A 21,096-nucleotide genomic window follows, 5' to 3' on the forward strand; every position below is an offset into this window, starting at 1 on the left:
TCAATTTACGCTGTTTACATCTTATCGTTAAAATGTAGCACTATTTCATGCGTTCAGTAATAGCATTATTTTATCGCTAATATCAATACTATCACAAGTTTACCCTTGAAGATTTGTAACATCATATAAATCTATTAACATTAAGTAGGAACGAAGTAGCATACCAACGCTGCAATAAAGCATAATTAATGAACAGTCACTTGAATTAACAAGAAATACTAAATACACTGTCATAATATACAGTGTATTCAGGGGACAGGTTCATGGCCGTAATAGTAAAATATGTAGTGGAACGAAATGGTGTGGAAAAAATGACGTCTACAAGTAAAAAAGAAGCCGATGCATACGATAAAATGTTAGATGTTGCAGATGGCTTAACTGATTTTATAAGTACATCTCCACTTGAAATTGACGATCGCCTTGCTGAAGAATTAGCGTTATATCTGGCGCAAAATAGCGCTTCATTGCAGGTTCTTTTGAAAGGCGGGCAATTAAAAGCGGCTGTAGAGACTGAAGAAAAGACGACTAAAGCTAAAAAAACGCCAAAAAATACAGTCGAAAAAGAAGCTGCTTAACCTTCCATCCGCTTAATTATTGTTTGTGAACGTCTAAAAAATCACCGGAATAGTTATTTTTTAACACCTTTTGGGGTTAAGTGGACGGATTAAAGATAGCAATTAATTGCAATCGCTCTATAATAACGATAAATTTTATACATGCGATATAGCAAAAATTCGTTTTGTTATATCTGAACAATTAGAAGTAATTTAAGGTCATTCATGGAAAACATTGAAAAGCTAAAAAATAGCAAAGAAGTTATCGCTTATTTGGTAGAAATATTCCCGAAATGTTTCACTGCAAAGGGCGAAGCTAAACCGCTAAAAATTGGCATTTTTCAAGATCTGGCTGAGCGTCTAAAAGAAGACTCTAAAGTTAGTAAAACATTGTTACGTACGGCTCTTCGTCAGTATACTGCAAGCTGGCGTTACCTTCACGGCGCTAAAAAAGATGCTGTACGAGTTGACTTAGATGGCAACGACGCAGGTGTTTTAGATGCAGAGCACATTGAGCATGCACAAAAGACACTTGAAGAAAGCAAAACTAAATTCTTCGCTGAACGTAATAAGAAAAATGCAGAACAGAAGGCTAACGCTGAAAAGAAAAAGCCTGCTGTAAAACGAGCGCCTAAAAAAGTAGTTAAAAAATCTGCGCCTAAAGCAGAACAAAAACCTACAATTCAAGTTGAACGCCCAGTAAATGAAGCGGAACTTAAATCTGGTCAAGCTGTCAAAGTTGTAGTTGGTAAAGCACCGGTACAAGCAACTATCGTTGAAGTATCTAAAGATGGTGTTCAAGTTCAATTACTATCAGGACTTTCTCTAAAAGTAAAAAGAGAGCACCTTTTTGTATAAAGCAATAAGAGTGTTCTGAATTTTTAGTAGTCGAGTGTTAGCTAAATATATGAAAAATGGCTAATACTTGACTATTATTAATTTAGCGTTACTTATTCTCAAAAGGATTTTTAATGAAAAAAGTTTTAACACGAACTTTTATCAGTGCTTCGGTACTATTCGCCATACATGCTCATGCATTTGAACCCACTGTTTCGATTCAAGAACTCCCTACATTAAAACAAGAAGCTCAGCATTCTGAAGCCAGTAAACGTCTTGTTAATCTTTTTACACGCTCTCACTATAAATCAGTCGATTTTGATGACACTTTTGCTGTCGAAGTTTTCGATCGTTATTTAAAGCAACTTGACGCTTATCGCACTATTTTTTTACAGAGTGATATAGATAGCTTTAACAAGTATGCGCTGTCATTTAAAAATGATTTCCGTCAAGGTCGTCTTGCACCTGCTTATGATATTTATACTGTCGGTCTACAACGTCGTTATGAAAGATTTGCTTATGCTTTAACCTTGCTTGACACAGAGATTAAATTTGATACCGATGACGAATATTATTTCGATACATCTGAATCTGATTGGGCAAAGACACCTAAAGAACTCAATGAGCTTTGGCGTCAAAAAGTAAAGTATGAAGCACTTAATTTAAAATTAACCGGTAAAGACTGGCCTGAGATTAAAAAATTACTGCATAAACGTTATGATACCGCAATCAAACGTTTAAAACAGACACAGAGTGAAGATGTTTTTCAAACATTAATGAATTCTTATGCTCGCAGTATCGAGCCACACACATCTTATTTATCGCCACGTAATGCTGATCGTTTCAAAACAGAAATGAATTTGTCATTAGAAGGTATCGGTGCTGTACTACAGACGATTGATGACTATACCGTTATCCGCTCTTTAGTCGCAGGTGGACCGGCTGATTCGACCAAAGAATTAAAAGCCGAAGATAAAATTGTTGGTGTAGCACAAGACGATAAAACGATTGTTGATATCGTTGGTTGGCGTCTTGATGACGTTGTCGATAAGATTAAAGGGCCTAAAGGCACTAAAGTCCGTCTCGAGATAGTGCGTGGTGAAGGTGCAAGTGCAAAACATAAAATCGTCGAAATTATTCGTGACAAAGTACGTTTAGAAGATCGCGCCGCTAAATCGAAAGTAATCGATGTCGAAGGCGAGAAGGTTGGTGTTATCGAGATCCCAAGTTTCTACGATGGCCTAACTAAAAATGTACTGACAGAGCTGGATAAACTGAAGAAAGACTCAGTAAGCTCTATCATTATCGATTTACGTGACAATGGTGGTGGTGCGTTAAAAGAAGCAAACTCACTTTCAGGTTTATTCTTTGATGACGGTCCAACCGTACAAGTACGTGATGCTCGTAATAAAATTAATGTACTCGAAGATCGTGACGGTAAAACCTTTTACGATGGTCCATTGGTTGTATTAGTAAACCGTTATAGCGCATCTGCATCAGAAATCTTTGCTGCGGCATTACAAGATTATGGTCGTGCACTTGTTGTCGGTGAACAGACATTCGGTAAAGGCACTGTGCAACAGCATAGAACTTTAGCACGTTTATATGATCTCTATGATAAGCCGATTGGTAGTGTCCAATATACCATTTCAAAATTTTATCGTATCAATGGTGGTAGTACACAGTTACGTGGCGTGTTACCAGACATCGCTTTCCCATCTGCTGTCAAACCAGAAGATACAGGCGAGTCAATTGAAGATAACGCGTTAGCCTGGGACCAAATCCGTAAAGCAAGTTATCAACAATCATTAGCGCTGCAATCATCGGTTAACTTGTTAACTGAAGAGCATCAAAAGCGAGTTACTGTTAATCCTGAGTTTAGTTATATCCAAGAAGATATTATTAAATATAAGCAGGAACTTGATAGTAAAACAATTTCTTTGAAAGAGTCTGTGCGTATTAAAGAACGTGAAGAAAATGAAGCAATTCGTTTGAAACGTTTGAACGAACGCCTCGTTCGTAAAGAATTGCCTGAGGTTAAATCATTTGATGATAAGCCTGAGGACTTTGAATTTGATGATGCCTTCCTACTAGAAGCAGCCAACATAGCGATTGATTTAAGCAAGTCTAGCTAATTCCCCTCTATTTTTATTTCAAGTGCAGCAGGACGCTGCACTTTTTCACTATTTTACGTCTCTATCCGTGGATAGATTAGGACTATAAATGACAGTTAAGCCTAATGCGAAGCATTTAAAAGACTATACCGCCCCAAATTACTTCATTGATAATATCGATCTGGATTTTAATCTCGATGACAGTAAAACTAAAATTGTTGCGATTAACAAGGTTCGCCGCAGTGGCAGCCATAATGACCCACTGGTATTAGATGGCGTAGATCTCACTTTACTTGCAGTATCGATAGATGGTCATCCCATTGATAATTACTTGGTTAAAGATAATCAACTTATCATTTCTGATTTACCTTCTGAATGTGTGCTTATCATCGAAACTGAAGTAAACCCAGAAGAAAACACTAGCTTAGAAGGTTTATATAAATCGGCTGATGCTTTTTGTACTCAGTGTGAGTCTGAAGGTTTCCGTAAGATAACTTATTATCTTGATCGTCCCGATGTTCTAGCTGTATTTAGCACTAAGATCACTGCAGACAAAGCGGCTTTCCCATACCTATTATCTAACGGTAACTGTGTTGATAGTGGTGATTTGGAAAATGGTCAACATTGGGTGCAATGGCGTGATCCGTACCCAAAACCAGCTTATTTATTTGCATTAGTAGCCGGTGACTTTGATGTGTTAAGAGATAACTATATTACGACTTCTGGTCGTGATGTGAAGTTAGAGTTATTTGTTGATAAAGGTAACTTATCACGCGGTCATCATGCAGTTGAGTCACTTAAAAAATCAATGAAATGGGATGAAGACCGTTTCGGGTTAGAGTATGACCTTGATGTTTACATGATTGTTGCTGTTGATTTTTTCAATATGGGCGCAATGGAGAATAAAGGCCTTAACGTCTTCAACTCTAAATATGTATTAGCGGATGCAGCAAGCGCAACAGATGTTGATTATCTAGGTATCGAGGCTGTGATTGGTCATGAATATTTCCATAACTGGACTGGGAACCGCATTACTTGTCGCGACTGGTTCCAGTTAAGCCTGAAAGAAGGCTTAACTGTATTCCGTGATCAAGAATTTAGTTCTGATCTTGGCTCTCGTGCTGTGAATCGTATTCAAAATGTGAAAGTGTTACGTTCTGCGCAGTTCCCTGAAGATGCAGGCCCAATGGCACATCCCATTCGCCCAGCTTCTGTTATCGAAATGAATAACTTCTATACTGCTACCGTTTATAATAAAGGTGCTGAAGTTATACGTATGATCCATACACTATTAGGTGAATCAAATTTCCGCGCTGGTATGGATTTATACTTCAAACGTCATGACGGCCAAGCGGTGACTTGTGATGACTTTGTTGCTTCAATGCAAGATGCTTCAGGTGTCGATCTTACTTTGTTTAAAAACTGGTACTCGCAATCGGGAACACCAAGTGTCACCGTAACCGATCATTACAATGCTGAAACGAACGTTTATACTTTATCAATGCTGCAGCACACGCCGAGTACTGCAGATCAGAAAGTAAAACAAATACTGCATATCCCAGTTGATATTGAATTATTGGACGAGCAGGGTAGTCCGTTAGCACTGACATTTGCAGGTAAACCTGTACATCATGTGTTGAACCTCACTGAAAAACAACAAGACTTTGTGTTTGATAATATAACGTCAGCACCTGTACCAAGTTTATTTAGAGAATTTTCGGCGCCGGTTAAACTTAATTACGCATACAGCAATGAACAACTCACCATGCTTATGGTGCATGCAAGCAACGACTTTGCACGTTGGGATGCATCACAGTTATTAATTAATAAACATGTTGTGGAAAATGTAGGTCGGGTTCGAGATAAACAATCGCTTGAATTACCAGCCGTGTTTGGGCAAGCTTTCCGCGATCTCGTTGCTAATGAGCAGTTAGATCCTGCATTAAAAGCTGAAATGCTACAATTTCCGTCAACAAATAGCCTCATGGGTTTATTTGACGACGTCGATGTTGATGCACTATTGGCAGTGACTGGTTTCATTAAAGCAGAAATTGCTAACAGCGTGGCATCATCATGCGCGGCTATTTACGCTGATATGCCTAAACATGTGTATGCAATCGAACATGAACATATTGCTTTGCGCTCGTTAAAAAATGTATGTCTTGAGTATATTGCATTAGCGAATGTGGCAGATGTAAATGCATTGGTTTTAAATCAGTTTGAACAATCCGATAATATGACAGATACGATGGGGGCTATCAGCGCAGCAAACAAGGCACAACTACCTTGCTTTAAAACGATGATGTCTGCATTTGAATCAACGTGGTCACATGACGGTTTAGTGATGGATAAATGGTTTGTACAAATAGGCCTTAGTCCAAGTAAGGAATGCTTGAAAGTCGTTAAAGCAACCCTTGAACATGGTAGTTTTTCGTTAGCTAACCCTAATAGAACTCGCTCATTAATTGGCAGTTTCTCTGCGCTAAATACTAAAACTTTCCATGCACTTGACGGCAGTGGCTATGCTTTCTTAGCAGATATTTTATGTCAGCTAAATAGCAGTAACCCACAAGTCGCATCGCGATTAATTACACCGCTGATTGAATTCAAGAAATTTGATGCAGCGCGCCAAGCTTTAATGAAAGCGCAATTAGTGAGACTGAGTCAAATTGATGCGTTAGCTGCCGATCTATTTGAAAAAATAGACCGAGCATTAGCTTAAACCGAACGCAAATGATTTAACATAGAGTTAAACGTTTGTTTTATATTAAGTGGGTATTTAGGTCGATTTTGGCGTCTTATACCCACCTTTAGATCTATATCAAGGTTTTATTCTTAAAAACCTGCATTTATCTTTCTATCTTGTTGCCTCTGTAGCATTTTTATTACAAATTTTAATGTTAGAATGCCCGCTTGAAACACCTCATAAGTTACTTTTTTAGCTAGACTTAATAAACCAAGATTTAAAGGATTGCTAGTATGTTGAATAAAACGCCTATTCCTGTGTTACTGGAAAACGTAATCAGCCTTGTAAAGACCAAAGTAGATGCGAAAAGCAATACATTAGTCGAGCAGTTTGTCACTGCATTATATGCTGGAATGAGGCAGGAAGATCTCTCTACGCGTAGTGATAGCGATCTGTATTGTGCTGCAATTAGCTTGTGGAACAGATTAAACAGTAGTACGAATAACGGCCCTGATATTTGTGTTTACAATCCTGAAATCAGTCTTAATGGTTGGCAATCAACACACACGATTGTTGAAATCATTGTAGCTGATTCACCTTTCCTGACTGAATCAGTCATGATGGCATTATCTCGACTTGGCGTAATTTCACATTTGATGTTGCATCAGCCAATTGCTTTGAAACGAGATGATAGCGGTCGTGTAAACAAAATTCTAACGAATCCTAAAAATGCCAAAAACTTCACGTCAGAAACGGTATTTTTAATTGAAATTGATCGCCAAACAGAAAGCAGTAAATTAGATGCTATTAGTGCAGAACTTACCTCTGTATTAAATGAAATTGCGCTTGCAGTTAATGACTGGTCACCAATGCAAGATAAATTGCTTTCTGTGATTGACCAATTATCTAAAAAATCGAATAAGAAAGGTATCGATTATGCCGATACACTTAAATTCCTATCGTGGTTAAGTGATCATAACTTCACGTTACTCGGTTACCGCCATTATGATATCGAACCTGTAAAGGGTGATTACGTTATCACACCAGATTGCAATTCAAGTTTAGGTATCATGAAAAACTCGATCAATAACCAAGGTTATGGTCTTGCTAATTTATCAGCGGATGCAAAAAGTGAAGTGTTGTCGAAGAATACCCTTATTCTAACGAAGAGTGATGCGCAATCACGAGTACACAGACCGGCAAACATTGATTACGTTGGCATTAAATTGTTCGATGATAACAATAATGTGATTGGTGAAGAGCGTTTCATTGGTTTATACGCGTCATCAATTTATAACAGTAGCGCAATCGATATCCCGCTAATCAGCGATAAGATAAAACGCGTACTGGAAGCTTCAGGTTATAACCCGGTAAATCATTCTTACAAAGCGTTATTAAACATTTTAGAAACGTATCCACGTGATGAGCTTATTCAATCGAGCGAAGCAGATATTCTGCATTGTGCTTTGGGTGTGTTACACATGCAGGATCGCGATCAAGTTAAATTGTTTGTGCGTAAAGACTTATTCGGTCGTTATTATTCTTGCATGGTATATGTGACTAAAGAGCGTTATAACACGCAGTTACGTGAAAAGACCCAGCAAGTATTAGCTGACTATCTAGGTAGCGATAAAGAAGTTGAATTTAATACCTATTTCTCTGAAGGTAATATGGCTAGAACACAATATCTTGTACACGTTGATCAGAATGTAAAAGAAGTTAATGTAAACCTAGCGGAAATCGAGCAGAACTTAACTGAAGCGGCTAAATCTTGGAATGATAAGCTTAAAACAGCGATCGTGAGTCACTACGGTGAAGAAAAAGGTCGTTCTCTTTCTGAGAAATACATGCTTGCTTTCCCACAATCATATAAAGAGTACGTGTTACCTAACTCTGCAGTTGCAGATATCATCAAATTAGAAACACTATCGACAGAACATAAACTTGAAATGATTTTCTATCGTGCGCAAGAAGAGCAGCACGACTCTAATCACGTACGCTTAAAATTGTTCCATAAAGATCAGCCAATCCATTTGTCGGATGTATTACCTATGTTAGAAAACATGGGGTTAAAAGTACTTGGCGAAACACCGTTTAAAGTTAAAACAGCTGACGGTACTGTATACTGGGTGCTTGATTTCACCATGCTTTATACCGGTGATAATGTACTTGATACGACAGAGCGTAGTGCAGACTTTATGTCTACCTTCCATCAAGTATGGGAAAATCGCTTAGAAAATGATGGTTTTAATAAGTTAGTACTTAAAACCAATCTATCTGGCCGCCAAATATCAGTACTGCGTTCATACGCAAAATACATGCGTCAAATTGGTAATAACTTCAGCCAAGCATACATAGAGAACACATTAGCGTCATTACCTGAATTGGCTAATAGCCTATACTGCTACTTCCACCAAAAATTTGCTATGGATAAGGGCGAAATAGATAGCCTTGATATTATTGCTAATTTTGAAACCAAGTTAGAACAAGTAAATAACTTAGATGATGACCGTATCATCCGTCGTTTCATCGACTTGATTACAGCAACATCACGTACTAACTTCTATCAAGTTGATTCACGTTTAAAAACAGCCGATCAAAGTAAAGCTTATATTTCATTTAAGTTTGAGTCATCGCTGATCCCTGATATGCCACTACCATTACCAAAATTTGAAGTGTTTGTGTATTCACCTCAAGTAGAAGGTGTGCATTTACGTGGTGGAAAAGTGGCTCGCGGTGGTTTACGTTGGTCTGATCGTCGTGAAGATTTCCGTACTGAAGTACTTGGCCTTGTAAAAGCGCAACAAGTTAAAAACACGGTAATTGTCCCTGTTGGTGCTAAAGGTGGTTTTGTTTGTAAACAAATTCAGCCTAGCCACAGTCGTGATGAAGCATTCAGCATAGGTAAAGAATGTTACCGTACGTTTATCCGTGGTTTACTTGATATCACTGATAACATCGTAGATGGTGAACTTGTTCATCCTGCAAACGTACGTTTCTACGATGAAGATGATTCATACTTAGTTGTTGCTGCTGATAAAGGTACTGCTACATTCTCTGATATTGCGAATGAAATCAGTGATGAATATAACTTCTGGTTAGGTGATGCATTTGCATCAGGTGGCTCTGTTGGTTATGACCATAAAAAAATGGGTATAACAGCAAAAGGCGCATGGGAATCTGTTAAACGTCATTTCCGTGAAATGGGCATTAACTGCCAAGAAGAAGAATTTACTTGTATTGCTGTTGGCGACATGGCTGGTGATGTATTTGGTAACGGTATGTTGTTGTCAAAAAGCACGAAGTTAGTTGCTGCATTTAACCATATGCATATCTTCATCGATCCAAATCCAGATTGTGCAACAAGTTATGCCGAACGTGACCGTCTCTTTAATCTTCCACGCTCAAGCTGGACTGATTATGACCGTTCAATTATGTCGAAAGGCAGCGGTATCTTCTTACGTTCAGCAAAAGCGATCACGTTAACACCTGAAATTAAGAAAATGTTAGGTACGAAAGTATCATTAATGACGCCAACAGATTTAATCAAAGCAATTTTAACGTCTCAAGCAGACTTATTGTGGAACGGCGGTATTGGTACTTATGTTAAAGCAGAATCAGAAACCAATAATGATGTTGGTGATCGTGCTAATGATCACGTTCGTATTAACGGCAGTGAGCTAAACGTTAAGATTGTCGGCGAGGGTGGTAATTTAGGTTGTACACAGCTAGGCCGAATTGAATACGGTAAAAATGGCGGTCGTATCAACAGTGACTTTATTGATAATGTGGGCGGCGTAGATTGCTCAGATAATGAAGTTAATATTAAAATCTTACTGAACAGTATCGTGAGTAACGGTGACTTAACGCGTAAGCAGCGTAATGAATTATTGTACTCAATGACAGATGAAGTATCTGAAATTGTATTGAACAATGCATATAAGCAAACGCTATCTGTTTCTGTGACTGAAACACGCGCACCTGAACAGTTAAAAGAGCAAATTCGCTTCATACAAATGCTTGAACGTAACGGCAAGTTAAATCGTCAACTTGAATTCTTACCAAGTGAAGATGAGTTGGCAGAACGTTTGGCTAAAAATGAAGGGCTAACACGTCCTGAGTTAGCTGTATTACTTGCATACGCAAAAATGCAATTGAAAGAACAGCTAAATTGCCCAGAAGTATTTGAAGATGAATTCTTGTCGGAATTACTTATCACTGCTTTCCCGCAGTTGTTACAAGATAAGTACAAAAAACAAATGCAAGATCACCCACTGAGAAATGAAATCATTGCAACACGTCTTGCGAATGAAATCATTAATGATATGGGACTTAACTTTGTTGGTCGTATGCAAGATGAAACAGGCTCAAGCGTTGTTGAAATTGCTAAATGTTTTGTTATTGCGAAACATGTAATTGGCATGGAAAACATGTGGGATGTCGTGACTGGCTTGGACAACACGGTTGATTCTGCAACTCAACTTGATATGTTATTTGAAAGCCGCCGTTATATTCGTCGCGCGTCTTGTTGGTTAGTACGTTACCGTGATCGTAACAAGAGTATTTCGGACACAATTGCGTTTTACAAACCTATCTACAATGGTATGAAAGAAAATACCGAGCAAGTACTGGTTGATGCTGACAAAGAAAAACAAAGTAAACGTATTAATGCATTGATTGAAAAATCAGTACCTGTAGATATTGCCAACGAGATCGTGCATCAGAACACCTTGTTCTCGGTATTCGATATTGCTGACGTATGTCAACAACATCAAGTACCAATGTCATTAGTACAATCTGTTTTCTTCTCGCTAGGTAACAAACTACAGCTGCATGACTTTATGCATCAAATTAACTTACAGCCTGTTGCTAACCATTGGCAAGCACTAGCAAGATCAGCTTTCCGTGAAGAACTTGCCCTGCAACAACGTAGCTTAACATCAGTTGTGTTATCTACTTGTTCATCAACAGGTAAGTGCGATATAATCATTGATGAATGGTTATCTGATAACGACACGCTTGTTGTTCGTTGGCTGCAAATGTTGGCTGATTTTAATATGAGCTCTTCGCATGAATTTGCTAAATTCTCAGTAGCACTACGAGAATTAAATTTACTTCAGTTAAGCTGCAGAAATGCAATCTAGCAAGTAAATAAGTGTTTGCGTAGGCACTCAATTAAAATGATTTAATTATGAAGCACTGTTGATACAGTGCTTTTTTATGAGGAATAGAAAATGTTATATCGTATTGCACGTGAATTTTTCTTTATGCAAGACCCAGAAGTAGTGCATGAAATGACAATCAAAGGGTTAAAATTAACGGGTTCTACTCCTTTAAGTTGCTTATATTCTCAAAAATTACCAAGTAAACCAGTGACAGTCATGGGACTCACATTTGATAACCCTGTTGGTTTAGCTGCAGGTCTTGATAAAAATGGCGAGTGTATTGATGCCTTTGCTGCAATGGGTTTTGGTTTCATTGAAGTCGGCACCGTGACTCCTCGTCCTCAAGACGGTAATGAAAAGCCACGTATTTTCCGTATTACAGAAGCTGAAGCGATCATTAACCGTATGGGCTTCAATAACGCAGGCGTCGATGCGCTAGTTGAAAACGTGAAAGCGGCCAACTATAAAGGTATCTTAGGCATCAACATTGGTAAAAATAAAGACACGCCAATAGAAAAGGGTAATGATGATTACCTTATTTGTATGGATAAGGTGTACCAACATGCTTCTTATATTACCATTAACATCTCGTCACCAAATACCCCAGGGTTACGTACGCTACAGTATGGTGAAGCTTTGGATAGCTTATTAAGCTCCCTTAAAGAACGCCAATCTGAGTTGACAAAAACACATGAAAAATATGTACCTTTAGCAGTTAAAATTGCACCTGATTTAACGGATGATGAACTAGCGCAAGTTGCTGAGTCATTAGTTAAATACAAAATGGACGGTGTGATTGCAACAAACACGACACTAGACAGAACCTTAGTGCATGATATGCCGCATGCGAGTGAAGCGGGTGGTTTGAGTGGGCGTCCAGTGCAACATGCAAGTACTGAAATTGTACGTAAACTTGCCGTATTGCTTGATGGTCAATTACCGATTATCGGTGTAGGTGGTATTGATTCTGCTGTTTCAGCCAAAGAAAAATTCAATGCTGGTGCAGATCTTGTTCAGGTATATAGTGGTTTTATCTATAAAGGCCCTAAATTAGTTAAAAATATTGTAAGAAATATGTAACTTCACGCTTGGTTTTAGTCTATTTTTCTGTTAAAGCTATTTACTTATAGTTCGGGTGTAGTTACACTAGTAGATAGTTAATTACATTACTGGTATCAGGATGTTACTAGAACCAAGCAACAAGTGGTATTGGCAATATGACTGCGCAGGTCAATTCATCGTTATTCAATTATCGGATGGGCTTGCTATGTCTTGCCATTTAGATAAACGCAACATGAATAATTTGTGTAAAGGACGGATTAACTTTTGCGCAGAAGATTCTAGTTACTATTACTATTTCTTAGAGGCTCTCAAAGATTTAGATTTTTGTGTGCCTGAAAAAGTACAAATAGCGTTAAATGCAGTGACGAGTCTGCGTTTCCAAAAAGTTAAAATGCCTCAAAGCTGGTTTTTTGACTATCAAAATGCTGAAACATCGTTCAGTACAGGTGATATCATCACCCTGTCTTTGCGAGGTGCTCAGATTCAATTTGTGGTACTTGAGGCTGACGAGCGAGTTTCGACTTGCATGTTATTAGAAGATGCGATAAAGCTATCTGACATGAAGACGTTAACCAAGTTTGATGTGATTCGCGTCATGAACGATCGCGTACAACTACAACAAACGGTGTCAAAACAATTAACAGATGATTCATTTTCCTACGTTCAAATCTTGGCATAACATAATCTAGCCATTAACCCTCGTTTATCTAAGAATTTCCTCAACATGACTATGCGACTATCAGGCTGCGTGGTATAATTCGCCCCCATTAATAATCACATTGCTTACTTTCTTTTTGACTAGAAAGTATCTCGAAATAATATAGGCTTTCAAATTGACTAAACTCAACACTTATTTTGCTTCTTCCCCTAAGGGTTTAGAACTTCTACTTAAAGAAGAGCTAATTGAACTTGGCGCACAAGACTGCCGTGAAACAATGGCTGGTGTCGCATTTAAATCTACTCAATTAACAGCGTATAAAATTTGTCTGTGGAGCCGCTTAGCATCTCGAGTGACCTTGCAATTAAAAACATTCAAAATTTTCGATGTGTTAGACCTTTACCTTGCGGTAAGTGGCATGCATTGGGAAAAGATCTTTGATCTTGATAAAACGTTTGCTGTTTCTTGTTCTGGTACAAACGACAGCATTCGTGATACTCAGTTTGGTGCATTGAAAGTGAAGGATGGTATTGTTGACCGTTTCACTAAAAGCATGAGCGACCGTCCAAACGTAGCGAAAAACGACCCTGATGTCCGAATTCACCTGCATATTCGTCGTGAAGAAGCGACACTGTCTCTTGATTTATGTGGTAATGGTTTACACCAGCGTGGTTACCGTCAAGGTACGGGCGCTGCACCACTTAAAGAAAACTTAGCAGCGGCAATCATTAAACGTAGTGGCTACACTGACGGTTTATTAGTTGATCCTATGTGTGGCTCTGCAACACTGCTTATCGAAGCTGCATTAATGGCGCTTAAAGTACCAGCGGGTATTTTACGTACACGTTACTGTTTCCAACAGCTGAATGATTTCGATCAATCTGGTTGGGAAGAATTGGTTGCACAAGCAAAATATCAAGCGCGTAAGAATATTGCGAATACCGATCTGAAAGTATATGGTTTTGATAAAAGCTGGCGTGTACTTGACCAAGCTAAAGCCAATGTGCGTGCAGCGGGTCTGGAACATGTGATTGAATTAGAAGCCGGTGACGCTAAAAATCTAGTGAACGATTTTACCAGTGAAGGTACATTAATTTGTAACCCTCCGTATGGTGAACGTATGGGTGAACAGCCTGAATTAATCGTATTACACCAAGTATTAGGTGAGCGATTAAAGAGTGAGTTCTCTGGCTGGAATGTCGCGTTCTTCTCATCAAATCCTGACTTACTCTCACGTTTAGGCATGCGTGCTAATAAGCAATATAAATTGTTTAATGGTGGCCTTGAGTGTTTCCTTAAACTTTATCAAATTTCATCAGTTGCACGTCAAGTTAAAGCACACGTTGAAACACAGATGAGCCCTGGTTTTGCCGAGGAATTTCGTAACCGTTTGAAGAAAAATATCAAATTGTTATCAAAATGGGCGAAAAAAGAAAACATTAACTGCTACCGTTTATATGACGCAGATTTACCTAACTACAATGCTGCAATCGATTTGTATGACGATTGGATTGTGGTACAAGAATACCAAGCGCCAAAAGATGTGCCAGAGCAAAAAGCCAAGCAACGTATCATGGACATTGTAGCTGTTACGCTTGATGTAACCGGCATCGATCCTAACAAATTAGTATTGAAAGTACGTCAAAAACAGAAAGGCAGTAATCAATACGAAAAACTACAACAAGTTAAGTCAGTATTCACTGTTAGTGAATATGGCGCTCAATTTGAAGTGAACATGAAAGACTATTTAGACACAGGTCTGTTCATTGATCACCGTTTAACGCGTCAAATGCTCGGAAAGATGAGTGCTGGTAAGCGTTTCTTAAACCTATTCTCATATACAGGTAGTGCAAGTGTTCATGCAATTCTAGGTGGTGCTGAATCATCTGTTACTGTAGATATGTCAAATACTTACCTTGACTGGGCTAAGCGTAACTTTGAATTAAACAACATCAGTATGCGTAAACATGAAGTCGTGCAAGCAGATTGCTTATCATGGTTAGCACGTTGTGAAGACAAGTTTGATCTTATCTTTATTGATCCGCCAACATTCTCAAACTCAAAGCGTATGGAAGATAGCTTTGATGTTGAACGTGATCACATACAATTGTTCACTTGGTTAGAAAATATTCTTTCTGCACGTGGTGAAATAGTATTCTCTAATAACAAGCGTAACTTTAAATTAGATACTGAAGCGTTAGAGAAACTAGGCTTAAAAGCTAAAAATATTACGGAACAAAATCGTTCTAAAGATTTCGCTCGTAATAAGAACATCAATAACTGCTGGCTTGTGACACGAGTGGGATAATGACTAAATTCGCGTTCTACACAACTGAAGGTTGTCATTTATGTGAACAGGCTTGGGAGCTTGTTATTGCTCTAGGCTTAGCAAGCGAGATGACTCGAATTGAGATCATTCACGACGAGGCTGATATTGCCCGTTATGGTATTCGAATTCCCGTGATTAGGGATTGTGAGGCTGAGAAGGATATTGGCTGGCCTTTTGATGTGACTGAATTAGCTAATTTTATCAATCAAGATTGATTTATTTGACTAAATCCGAGTTATTTTCAATTACAGGGTGATTGTTAGGCTCGGATTTTTTCTATTTTACAACTTTATGTTAGAATCTAACTAACTGCTTGTTTCTTCGATTTGAATTTTCAACGAAGAAGCAATAAATTATTTTATTAAGGAATTACCGTGGCTGTTATCACGTTACAAAATGCTTGTCTTGCCTTTGGCGACCTACCGTTATTAAACCATGCAGATGCTGTATTCGAACGCAAAGAACGCGTATGTCTTGTGGGTCGTAATGGTGCTGGTAAATCAACAATGATGAAAGTTATTGGCGGCGAAATCCAACTTGATGATGGCGTATTACGAATTGAACAAGATGCTGTTGTATCTCGTTTAGAGCAAGATCCACCAAAAGTAAGTGGCGTTACAATCTTTGATTTTGTTGCGGGCGGTCTTGCTGACATCGGTCAAGTATTAAAAGATTACCATCACCAAGCTATTCTTGTTGGTGAAGATTACAGTGAAAAAGCATTAAACAAATTAATGCGTCTACAAGAAGAACTTGATAACCGAAACGGCTGGGAGTTTGAGCAAAACATCGAGCAAGTACTAACGCGCCTAGATTTAGACGCTGACATGTTACTTGATGATTTATCGGGTGGTTGGTTACGTCGCGCTGCATTAGCACGTGCACTTGCAAGCAAGCCTGATCTACTATTACTTGACGAACCAACGAACCACTTGGATATCGAATCTATCCTTTGGTTAGAAGAGTTCTTAAAAGACTTCGCTGGTACCATCATTTTCGTAAGCCATGATAGAAGTTTCATTCGCTCTATGGCAACACGCATCATTGATATTGACCGTGGTAACCTAATGTCTTTCCCTGGTAACTATGATGAATACCTAGTAGGTAAAGAAGAAGCACTACGTGTAGAAGACGAGCAGAATGCATTATTCGACAAACGTTTAGCACAAGAAGAAGTGTGGATCCGTCAAGGCGTTAAAGCCCGTCGTACACGTAATGAAGGCCGCGTTAAAGCCCTTAAAGAAATGCGTAATGAACGTAGCGAACGTCTAAGCGTACAAGGTAAAGCTAAAATCTCAGTCGATGAGACTTCACGCTCAGGTAAACGTATCTTTGAAGGCGAAAACGTTGATTACGGTTTCGAGAATAAGCAAATCGTTAAAGATTTTACGTTTAACATCATGCGTGGCGATAAAATTGCATTCGTTGGTCCAAACGGTTGTGGTAAGAGTACATTAATTAAGTTATTACTTGAAGAATTGCAACCACAAGCAGGTATCATCAAATGCGGTACTAAGTTAGAAGTGTCTTACTTCGATCAACATCGTACTGAATTAGATCTTGAAAAAACAGTAATCGATAACCTTGCTGACGGTAAACAAGAAGTTGTTGTTAATGGTAAGCCACGTCATGCACTTGGCTATTTACAAGACTTCTTATTCCACCCTCAACGTGCTCGTACACCAGTAAAAGTTTTGTCTGGTGGTGAACGTAACCGCCTATTATTAGCTAAATTGTTTCTAAAACCATCTAATCTTTTGATTATGGATGAACCAACAAATGATTTAGATATCGAAACATTGGAACTTTTAGAAGAATTACTTGCCAATTACCAAGGTACGTTATTATTAGTAAGTCATGATCGTAATTTCATCGATAACACGGTAACGAGTTGCTGGATGTTTGATGGCAAAGGTCACATCACTAACTTTGTTGGTGGTTACCACGATGCTAAGAATCAAGAAGCTAATACACAATCTATGTCAGCGAAGCCGAAGGCTAAACCTGTTGTAGAGGCACCTGTTAAACAAGCGAAACCAGCTAAGACTGCTAAGGCAAAAAAACTGCCTTACAATATGCAAGTTGAACTTGAAAAATTGCCTGCAAAAATGGAACAACTAGAAGAACTAGTTGAAACCTTGCAAGCTGAAATTAATCAACCTGAATTCTTTAACAAGCCTGAAAGTGAAACGAAAGCAATGTTGGAAAATCTTGCGAGTAAAGAGCAAGAACTAGAAACTGCATTCGCTCGCTGGGAAGAGCTAGAAGAAATGAAAGGCTAAGGAAACCTAAACATAATGCTTTTAAAAAAGACTAAATTAGCAGGGATTATTAGTCTCTTATTGTGTTCGAATGCATCGGCTGCTGTTGTGGTCGATGTAATTGCTGAACAAACAGATCCTAGTCGCTATGGTCCATATGTATCAGCTATGGATACATCGAGTGCCGCTGTCGCGACTACAAACGTAGCTACTTATACTAGTACTTATGGCCAGCAGTTTACCTATGATATAGGTGCCCCTTGGACGTACAACGAATATTGTAAATACAATAGTGAAGTGTGCGATTTGTTTTGGGACGGCAAAAAAGGTGGCGATGGCAGTGACGGGCTTTATGCTTGGCGCCGTAATATTTTAAATACTTACAATGGCAATTATGAATCAGAGAGTACTACAACGATTCATAATGCTAGTGTGGCTTCAATTGATCCGGTAGAACTAACTCAATCACGAAAGATAACTGCTATGGATGTCGATGTCCCTGTTGGTTATGGTACAACTAACGCTCAGTTTGTTCGACGCGGTTTTTATGGTGATGATCCTCTAACCCCTTTGTTCACTGATAACGGTGGTTTTAGTTCTGCACATGATGCGACCCAAGTTATTGTTAAGTCTGTATCTTTTTCTGGTGTAGAGTTTAACCAAAAACTTGTTGTTGGTCAGTCAAGTGTAGATTGGCCAAACTCAAATGGTTCTTCTAGCCGTTTTAGTGCTTGTTTTAATGCCGCTCCAGATGATGATCGTTTTGACTATGATGATTTGTATTATTGTCCAGGGTTTAACGTACAAGCTTCATTTTGGTCTGTATCTGATTTATCCATTCCTAAATTATTCTCTTCGACATGGATTGATAACAATATAGGCAATGGCAGTGATGCAATTTATATTGCTAATGCTTATGCAATAAATACATCGGGTTTTGCTGTTGGTTTTTCAACTAAAAATGTTTTCAGTGGTGATAGCGGTGGTCGTGCTCGTGCTACGGTATTCATGCCTACGGTAAATGCTGATAGTAGTATTAAGTATACTATGTCTGAAATAGTTAAACCTGATGATGATGTTATTCGTGATACTGTCGCAGTTGATATCACAGATACTGTTTATGATGCTGCGTCTAAATCAATGGTGGCATCAAGTGGTACTGATGCGTCACAAGCGTTTATTGTGGTTGGTAATCGTATGTATAAGCAGCCGCAAAACAGAAGCTATGCGACTGAGTTTTATACCTACGACGTATCTAACGGTGATGTTCGTTACCCATTCCAAGGCAATCCGATTAAAGGTGCTAACTCACAGGTTAGTAAAATTAATAATGACGGTTTAGCTATCGGTTGGCGTGATGGACGAGGTGAAACAAGTCCGACTGCAGATGGCTCAGCACGACACCAAAGTGCATTCATCTATGATTATAAATCTAAAAAATCAGCTTATTTAGATGATTTGTATTGTAACGATATCGATGATAGTGATGTTAGGTATCGTTTTACCAACGCTATAAGCATTACTGATAATAACAGTGATTCGTATACTATTGTCGCTAATGGTTATGACTATGTTAATGTAGAAAACTACAAGAACAGAGTTGGTTCAACGCCAGTAGTATTATCTATGACTGTATCTAAAACTGAGTTAGATGCTTTTGATAATTCATCGCAATGTCCTATTAAAGCTGAAGAAGACTATGAACGTAGTGGGGCAGGTATGGGGTGGTTTGTATTATTACCTACCATGATGCTTTTATTCCGCCGTTTTAAGCGTAATTAGTTACACACTAAACATTATGTTTTACCTTTAAAGCCACCGTAATTTAATTACGGTGGCTTTTTTATTTGATTTGTCGCATATCTTGGCCTATTACTTAGTAGAGGCATTGGAAGTCTCTGCTTTAAGTTATACATTTTTTGAGGAATCTAGAATGAAGAGACAGAAAAGAGATCGTTTGGAAAGAGCATATTCGAAAGGTTATCAGGCCGGAACAGCTGGTCGATCGAATGAAGTTTGTCCATTTCAAAGCGCAGATTCGCGAGGTCAATGGTTAGGTGGGTGGCGTGAAGCACAAGAGATCCGAAGTACAGGGCTCTTCATGAAATAGTTAATTAATGAATACAAAAAAGCCCCAATAAATGGGGCTAATAGAGCCCCGTCATAGCAGGCTTCGCCCCTGTTTACGGGGCTCTGTGCGTTTAATGAGTAGCAGTAAATAGCACTGGGTAGCACTAATTTGGTCATAATGTGGACACTGGGTTGTACTTCATGGCCTCATTTAAATAGTCTGGTGCAAGGTGTGAATAGGTCATTGTTTGCATTATTGTTGAGTGTCCTAATATCTTCTGTAGCGTTAATATATTGCCACCGTTCATCATAAAGTGACTCGCAAACGAATGTCGTAACACATGTGAAGCCTGACCTTTAGGTATATCGAAGTTCTGTTTCTTTAATCTGGCTAGGAATACAGTGTAAGACCCATTAAATAATCGACCACTTTTACCATGTGCAATTTCCTTTAAAAGCTCATCAGTGATAGGGACTGTTCTGTTTTTTCCGTTCTTAGTATCACCAAACGTCACTCGCCCGTGCACAATATCACTCGTTTTCAGTTCTGCAGCTTCACTCCAACGCGCACCGGTGGATAAACATAACTTAGCGATATGTAATTCGTCACCACTTAGGTTTGTTAATAATTGCTTTATTTCGGCTTTAGTTAGGAAACCCATTTCAGGCGCACGTACTTTTAATGGTCCCATGCCCTTGAATGGGTGTTCATTATGGAACTCTTCCGCTTTAATCAATGCGGTAAAAACACTACTCAACCGTGTTTGATTGCGGTTGATAGATGCGGGCTTCATACCTCCTGCCATTTTATCAGCACGATATTGCATGAAGCGTTGCCGTGTTAGCTGGTCAGCCCTTAGATTACCTAAGTCAGCATTAATCGTGATTAGGTGTTTTAGTTCTCTAGGACCTGTCTTGAGCTGCTGGCCATGGTAATGATACCAAAGGTGGATTAAATCGATGAGAGGGCGCTTATCAGCGGTTTTCTCAATCCAATCCTTTTGATTTTGAGTTGAAAGCAGCCAGCGCTCGTATTTCTGAGCCTCACCTTTGGTTGTAAACTTCTTTCTGTAGCGTTTACCGTCACGGCCTTGTGGACGGCAATCGACTTCGTAGCCGTTCGTGATCTGTTTAATTGACATTAAATTAGCCTTTTAATACTGGTGTTACATACAGTACTATAGGGGGTGAGTGAGGAGTATTCAATGTTTGTTTGTCGCTGATTAATACACAACAACTATTGTATATGTGTCATGTACAGGTTGTTTTTTCTTCAAAATATGTTGTAAATCAAATATAAATATCTATATTTCTTTAGAACGCCATCATTAGACTGGACTTTCACCTTGTAAATAGTACT

Annotated in this window: 13 protein-coding genes; 12 read left to right on the plus strand and 1 reads right to left on the minus strand. The window is 38.7% G+C overall.

The window, feature by feature from the left end; translation table 11 throughout:
- Positions 1–263: 263 nt before the first annotated feature.
- The 12 genes from FR932_RS06785 to rmf all read left to right on the plus strand — a co-directional run bounded on the left by FR932_RS06785 (position 264) and on the right by rmf (position 19,776).
- Positions 264–575 (plus strand): YebG family protein, encoded by a 312-nt coding sequence (locus FR932_RS06785; protein WP_019440214.1) that lies wholly within the window; start codon positions 264–266, stop codon positions 573–575.
- A gap of 204 nt (positions 576–779) precedes the next feature.
- Entirely contained in the window at positions 780–1,412 is a 633-nt protein-coding gene (gene proQ, locus FR932_RS06790; protein WP_019440213.1) for an RNA chaperone ProQ, read from the plus strand.
- Positions 1,413–1,525: 113 nt separating this feature from the next.
- Positions 1,526–3,526, plus strand: coding sequence for a carboxy terminal-processing peptidase (gene prc, locus FR932_RS06795; protein ID WP_019440212.1), 2,001 nt, complete (start codon positions 1,526–1,528; stop codon positions 3,524–3,526).
- An 88-nt stretch (positions 3,527–3,614) separates the two neighbouring features.
- Positions 3,615–6,227, plus strand: coding sequence for an aminopeptidase N (gene pepN, locus FR932_RS06800; protein ID WP_019440211.1), 2,613 nt, complete (start codon positions 3,615–3,617; stop codon positions 6,225–6,227).
- A gap of 257 nt (positions 6,228–6,484) precedes the next feature.
- Positions 6,485–11,335, plus strand: coding sequence for an NAD-glutamate dehydrogenase (locus FR932_RS06805; protein WP_019440210.1), 4,851 nt, complete (start codon positions 6,485–6,487; stop codon positions 11,333–11,335).
- Between the two features lie 90 nt (positions 11,336–11,425).
- On the plus strand, positions 11,426–12,436 hold the full coding sequence (gene pyrD / locus FR932_RS06810) for a quinone-dependent dihydroorotate dehydrogenase (protein ID WP_019440209.1): 1,011 nt from the start codon (positions 11,426–11,428) through the stop codon (positions 12,434–12,436).
- A gap of 100 nt (positions 12,437–12,536) precedes the next feature.
- On the plus strand, positions 12,537–13,097 hold the full coding sequence (locus FR932_RS06815) for a cell division protein ZapC domain-containing protein (RefSeq protein ID WP_019440208.1): 561 nt from the start codon (positions 12,537–12,539) through the stop codon (positions 13,095–13,097).
- 154 nt (positions 13,098–13,251) lie between these two features.
- Positions 13,252–15,384 carry a bifunctional 23S rRNA (guanine(2069)-N(7))-methyltransferase RlmK/23S rRNA (guanine(2445)-N(2))-methyltransferase RlmL gene (rlmKL, locus tag FR932_RS06820; RefSeq protein ID WP_019440207.1) on the plus strand — a complete coding sequence of 711 codons (2,133 nt, stop codon included), beginning with the start codon at positions 13,252–13,254 and terminating at the stop codon, positions 15,382–15,384.
- Positions 15,384–15,620, plus strand: coding sequence for a glutaredoxin family protein (locus tag FR932_RS06825; RefSeq protein ID WP_019440206.1), 237 nt, complete (start codon positions 15,384–15,386; stop codon positions 15,618–15,620). The genes rlmKL and FR932_RS06825 overlap by 1 nt, the downstream gene beginning before the upstream one ends.
- Positions 15,621–15,779: 159 nt before the next feature.
- Positions 15,780–17,687: an ATP-binding cassette ATPase Uup gene (gene uup, locus FR932_RS06830; RefSeq protein WP_019440205.1), complete on the plus strand. Its 1,908-nt coding sequence runs from the start codon at positions 15,780–15,782 to the stop codon at positions 17,685–17,687.
- A gap of 15 nt (positions 17,688–17,702) precedes the next feature.
- On the plus strand, positions 17,703–19,448 hold the full coding sequence (locus tag FR932_RS06835) for a DUF3466 family protein (protein WP_019440204.1): 1,746 nt from the start codon (positions 17,703–17,705) through the stop codon (positions 19,446–19,448).
- Positions 19,449–19,599: 151 nt separating this feature from the next.
- Positions 19,600–19,776, plus strand: coding sequence for a ribosome modulation factor (rmf, locus tag FR932_RS06840; RefSeq protein ID WP_019440203.1), 177 nt, complete (start codon positions 19,600–19,602; stop codon positions 19,774–19,776).
- Positions 19,777–19,909: 133 nt separating this feature from the next.
- Here the strand turns inward: rmf and FR932_RS06845 are convergent, their stop codons facing one another.
- Positions 19,910–20,878, minus strand: coding sequence for a phage integrase (locus FR932_RS06845; protein WP_019440202.1), 969 nt, complete (start codon positions 20,876–20,878; stop codon positions 19,910–19,912).
- Positions 20,879–21,096: the final 218 nt, after the last annotated feature.

It is taken from the genome of Moritella marina ATCC 15381 (assembly GCF_008931805.1).
Lineage (GTDB): Bacteria > Pseudomonadota > Gammaproteobacteria > Enterobacterales > Moritellaceae > Moritella > Moritella marina.

Coding starts and splice junctions, on each gene's coding strand:
- FR932_RS06785 (WP_019440214.1), top strand. CDS start 264: ATGGCCGTAATAGTAAAATATGTAGTGGAACGAAATGGTGTGGAAAAA.
- proQ (WP_019440213.1), top strand. CDS start 780: ATGGAAAACATTGAAAAGCTAAAAAATAGCAAAGAAGTTATCGCTTAT.
- prc (WP_019440212.1), top strand. CDS start 1,526: ATGAAAAAAGTTTTAACACGAACTTTTATCAGTGCTTCGGTACTATTC.
- pepN (WP_019440211.1), top strand. CDS start 3,615: ATGACAGTTAAGCCTAATGCGAAGCATTTAAAAGACTATACCGCCCCA.
- FR932_RS06805 (WP_019440210.1), top strand. CDS start 6,485: ATGTTGAATAAAACGCCTATTCCTGTGTTACTGGAAAACGTAATCAGC.
- pyrD (WP_019440209.1), top strand. CDS start 11,426: ATGTTATATCGTATTGCACGTGAATTTTTCTTTATGCAAGACCCAGAA.
- FR932_RS06815 (WP_019440208.1), top strand. CDS start 12,537: ATGTTACTAGAACCAAGCAACAAGTGGTATTGGCAATATGACTGCGCA.
- FR932_RS06825 (WP_019440206.1), top strand. CDS start 15,384: ATGACTAAATTCGCGTTCTACACAACTGAAGGTTGTCATTTATGTGAA.
- FR932_RS06835 (WP_019440204.1), top strand. CDS start 17,703: ATGCTTTTAAAAAAGACTAAATTAGCAGGGATTATTAGTCTCTTATTG.
- rmf (WP_019440203.1), top strand. CDS start 19,600: ATGAAGAGACAGAAAAGAGATCGTTTGGAAAGAGCATATTCGAAAGGT.
- FR932_RS06845 (WP_019440202.1), bottom strand. CDS start 20,878: ATGTCAATTAAACAGATCACGAACGGCTACGAAGTCGATTGCCGTCCA.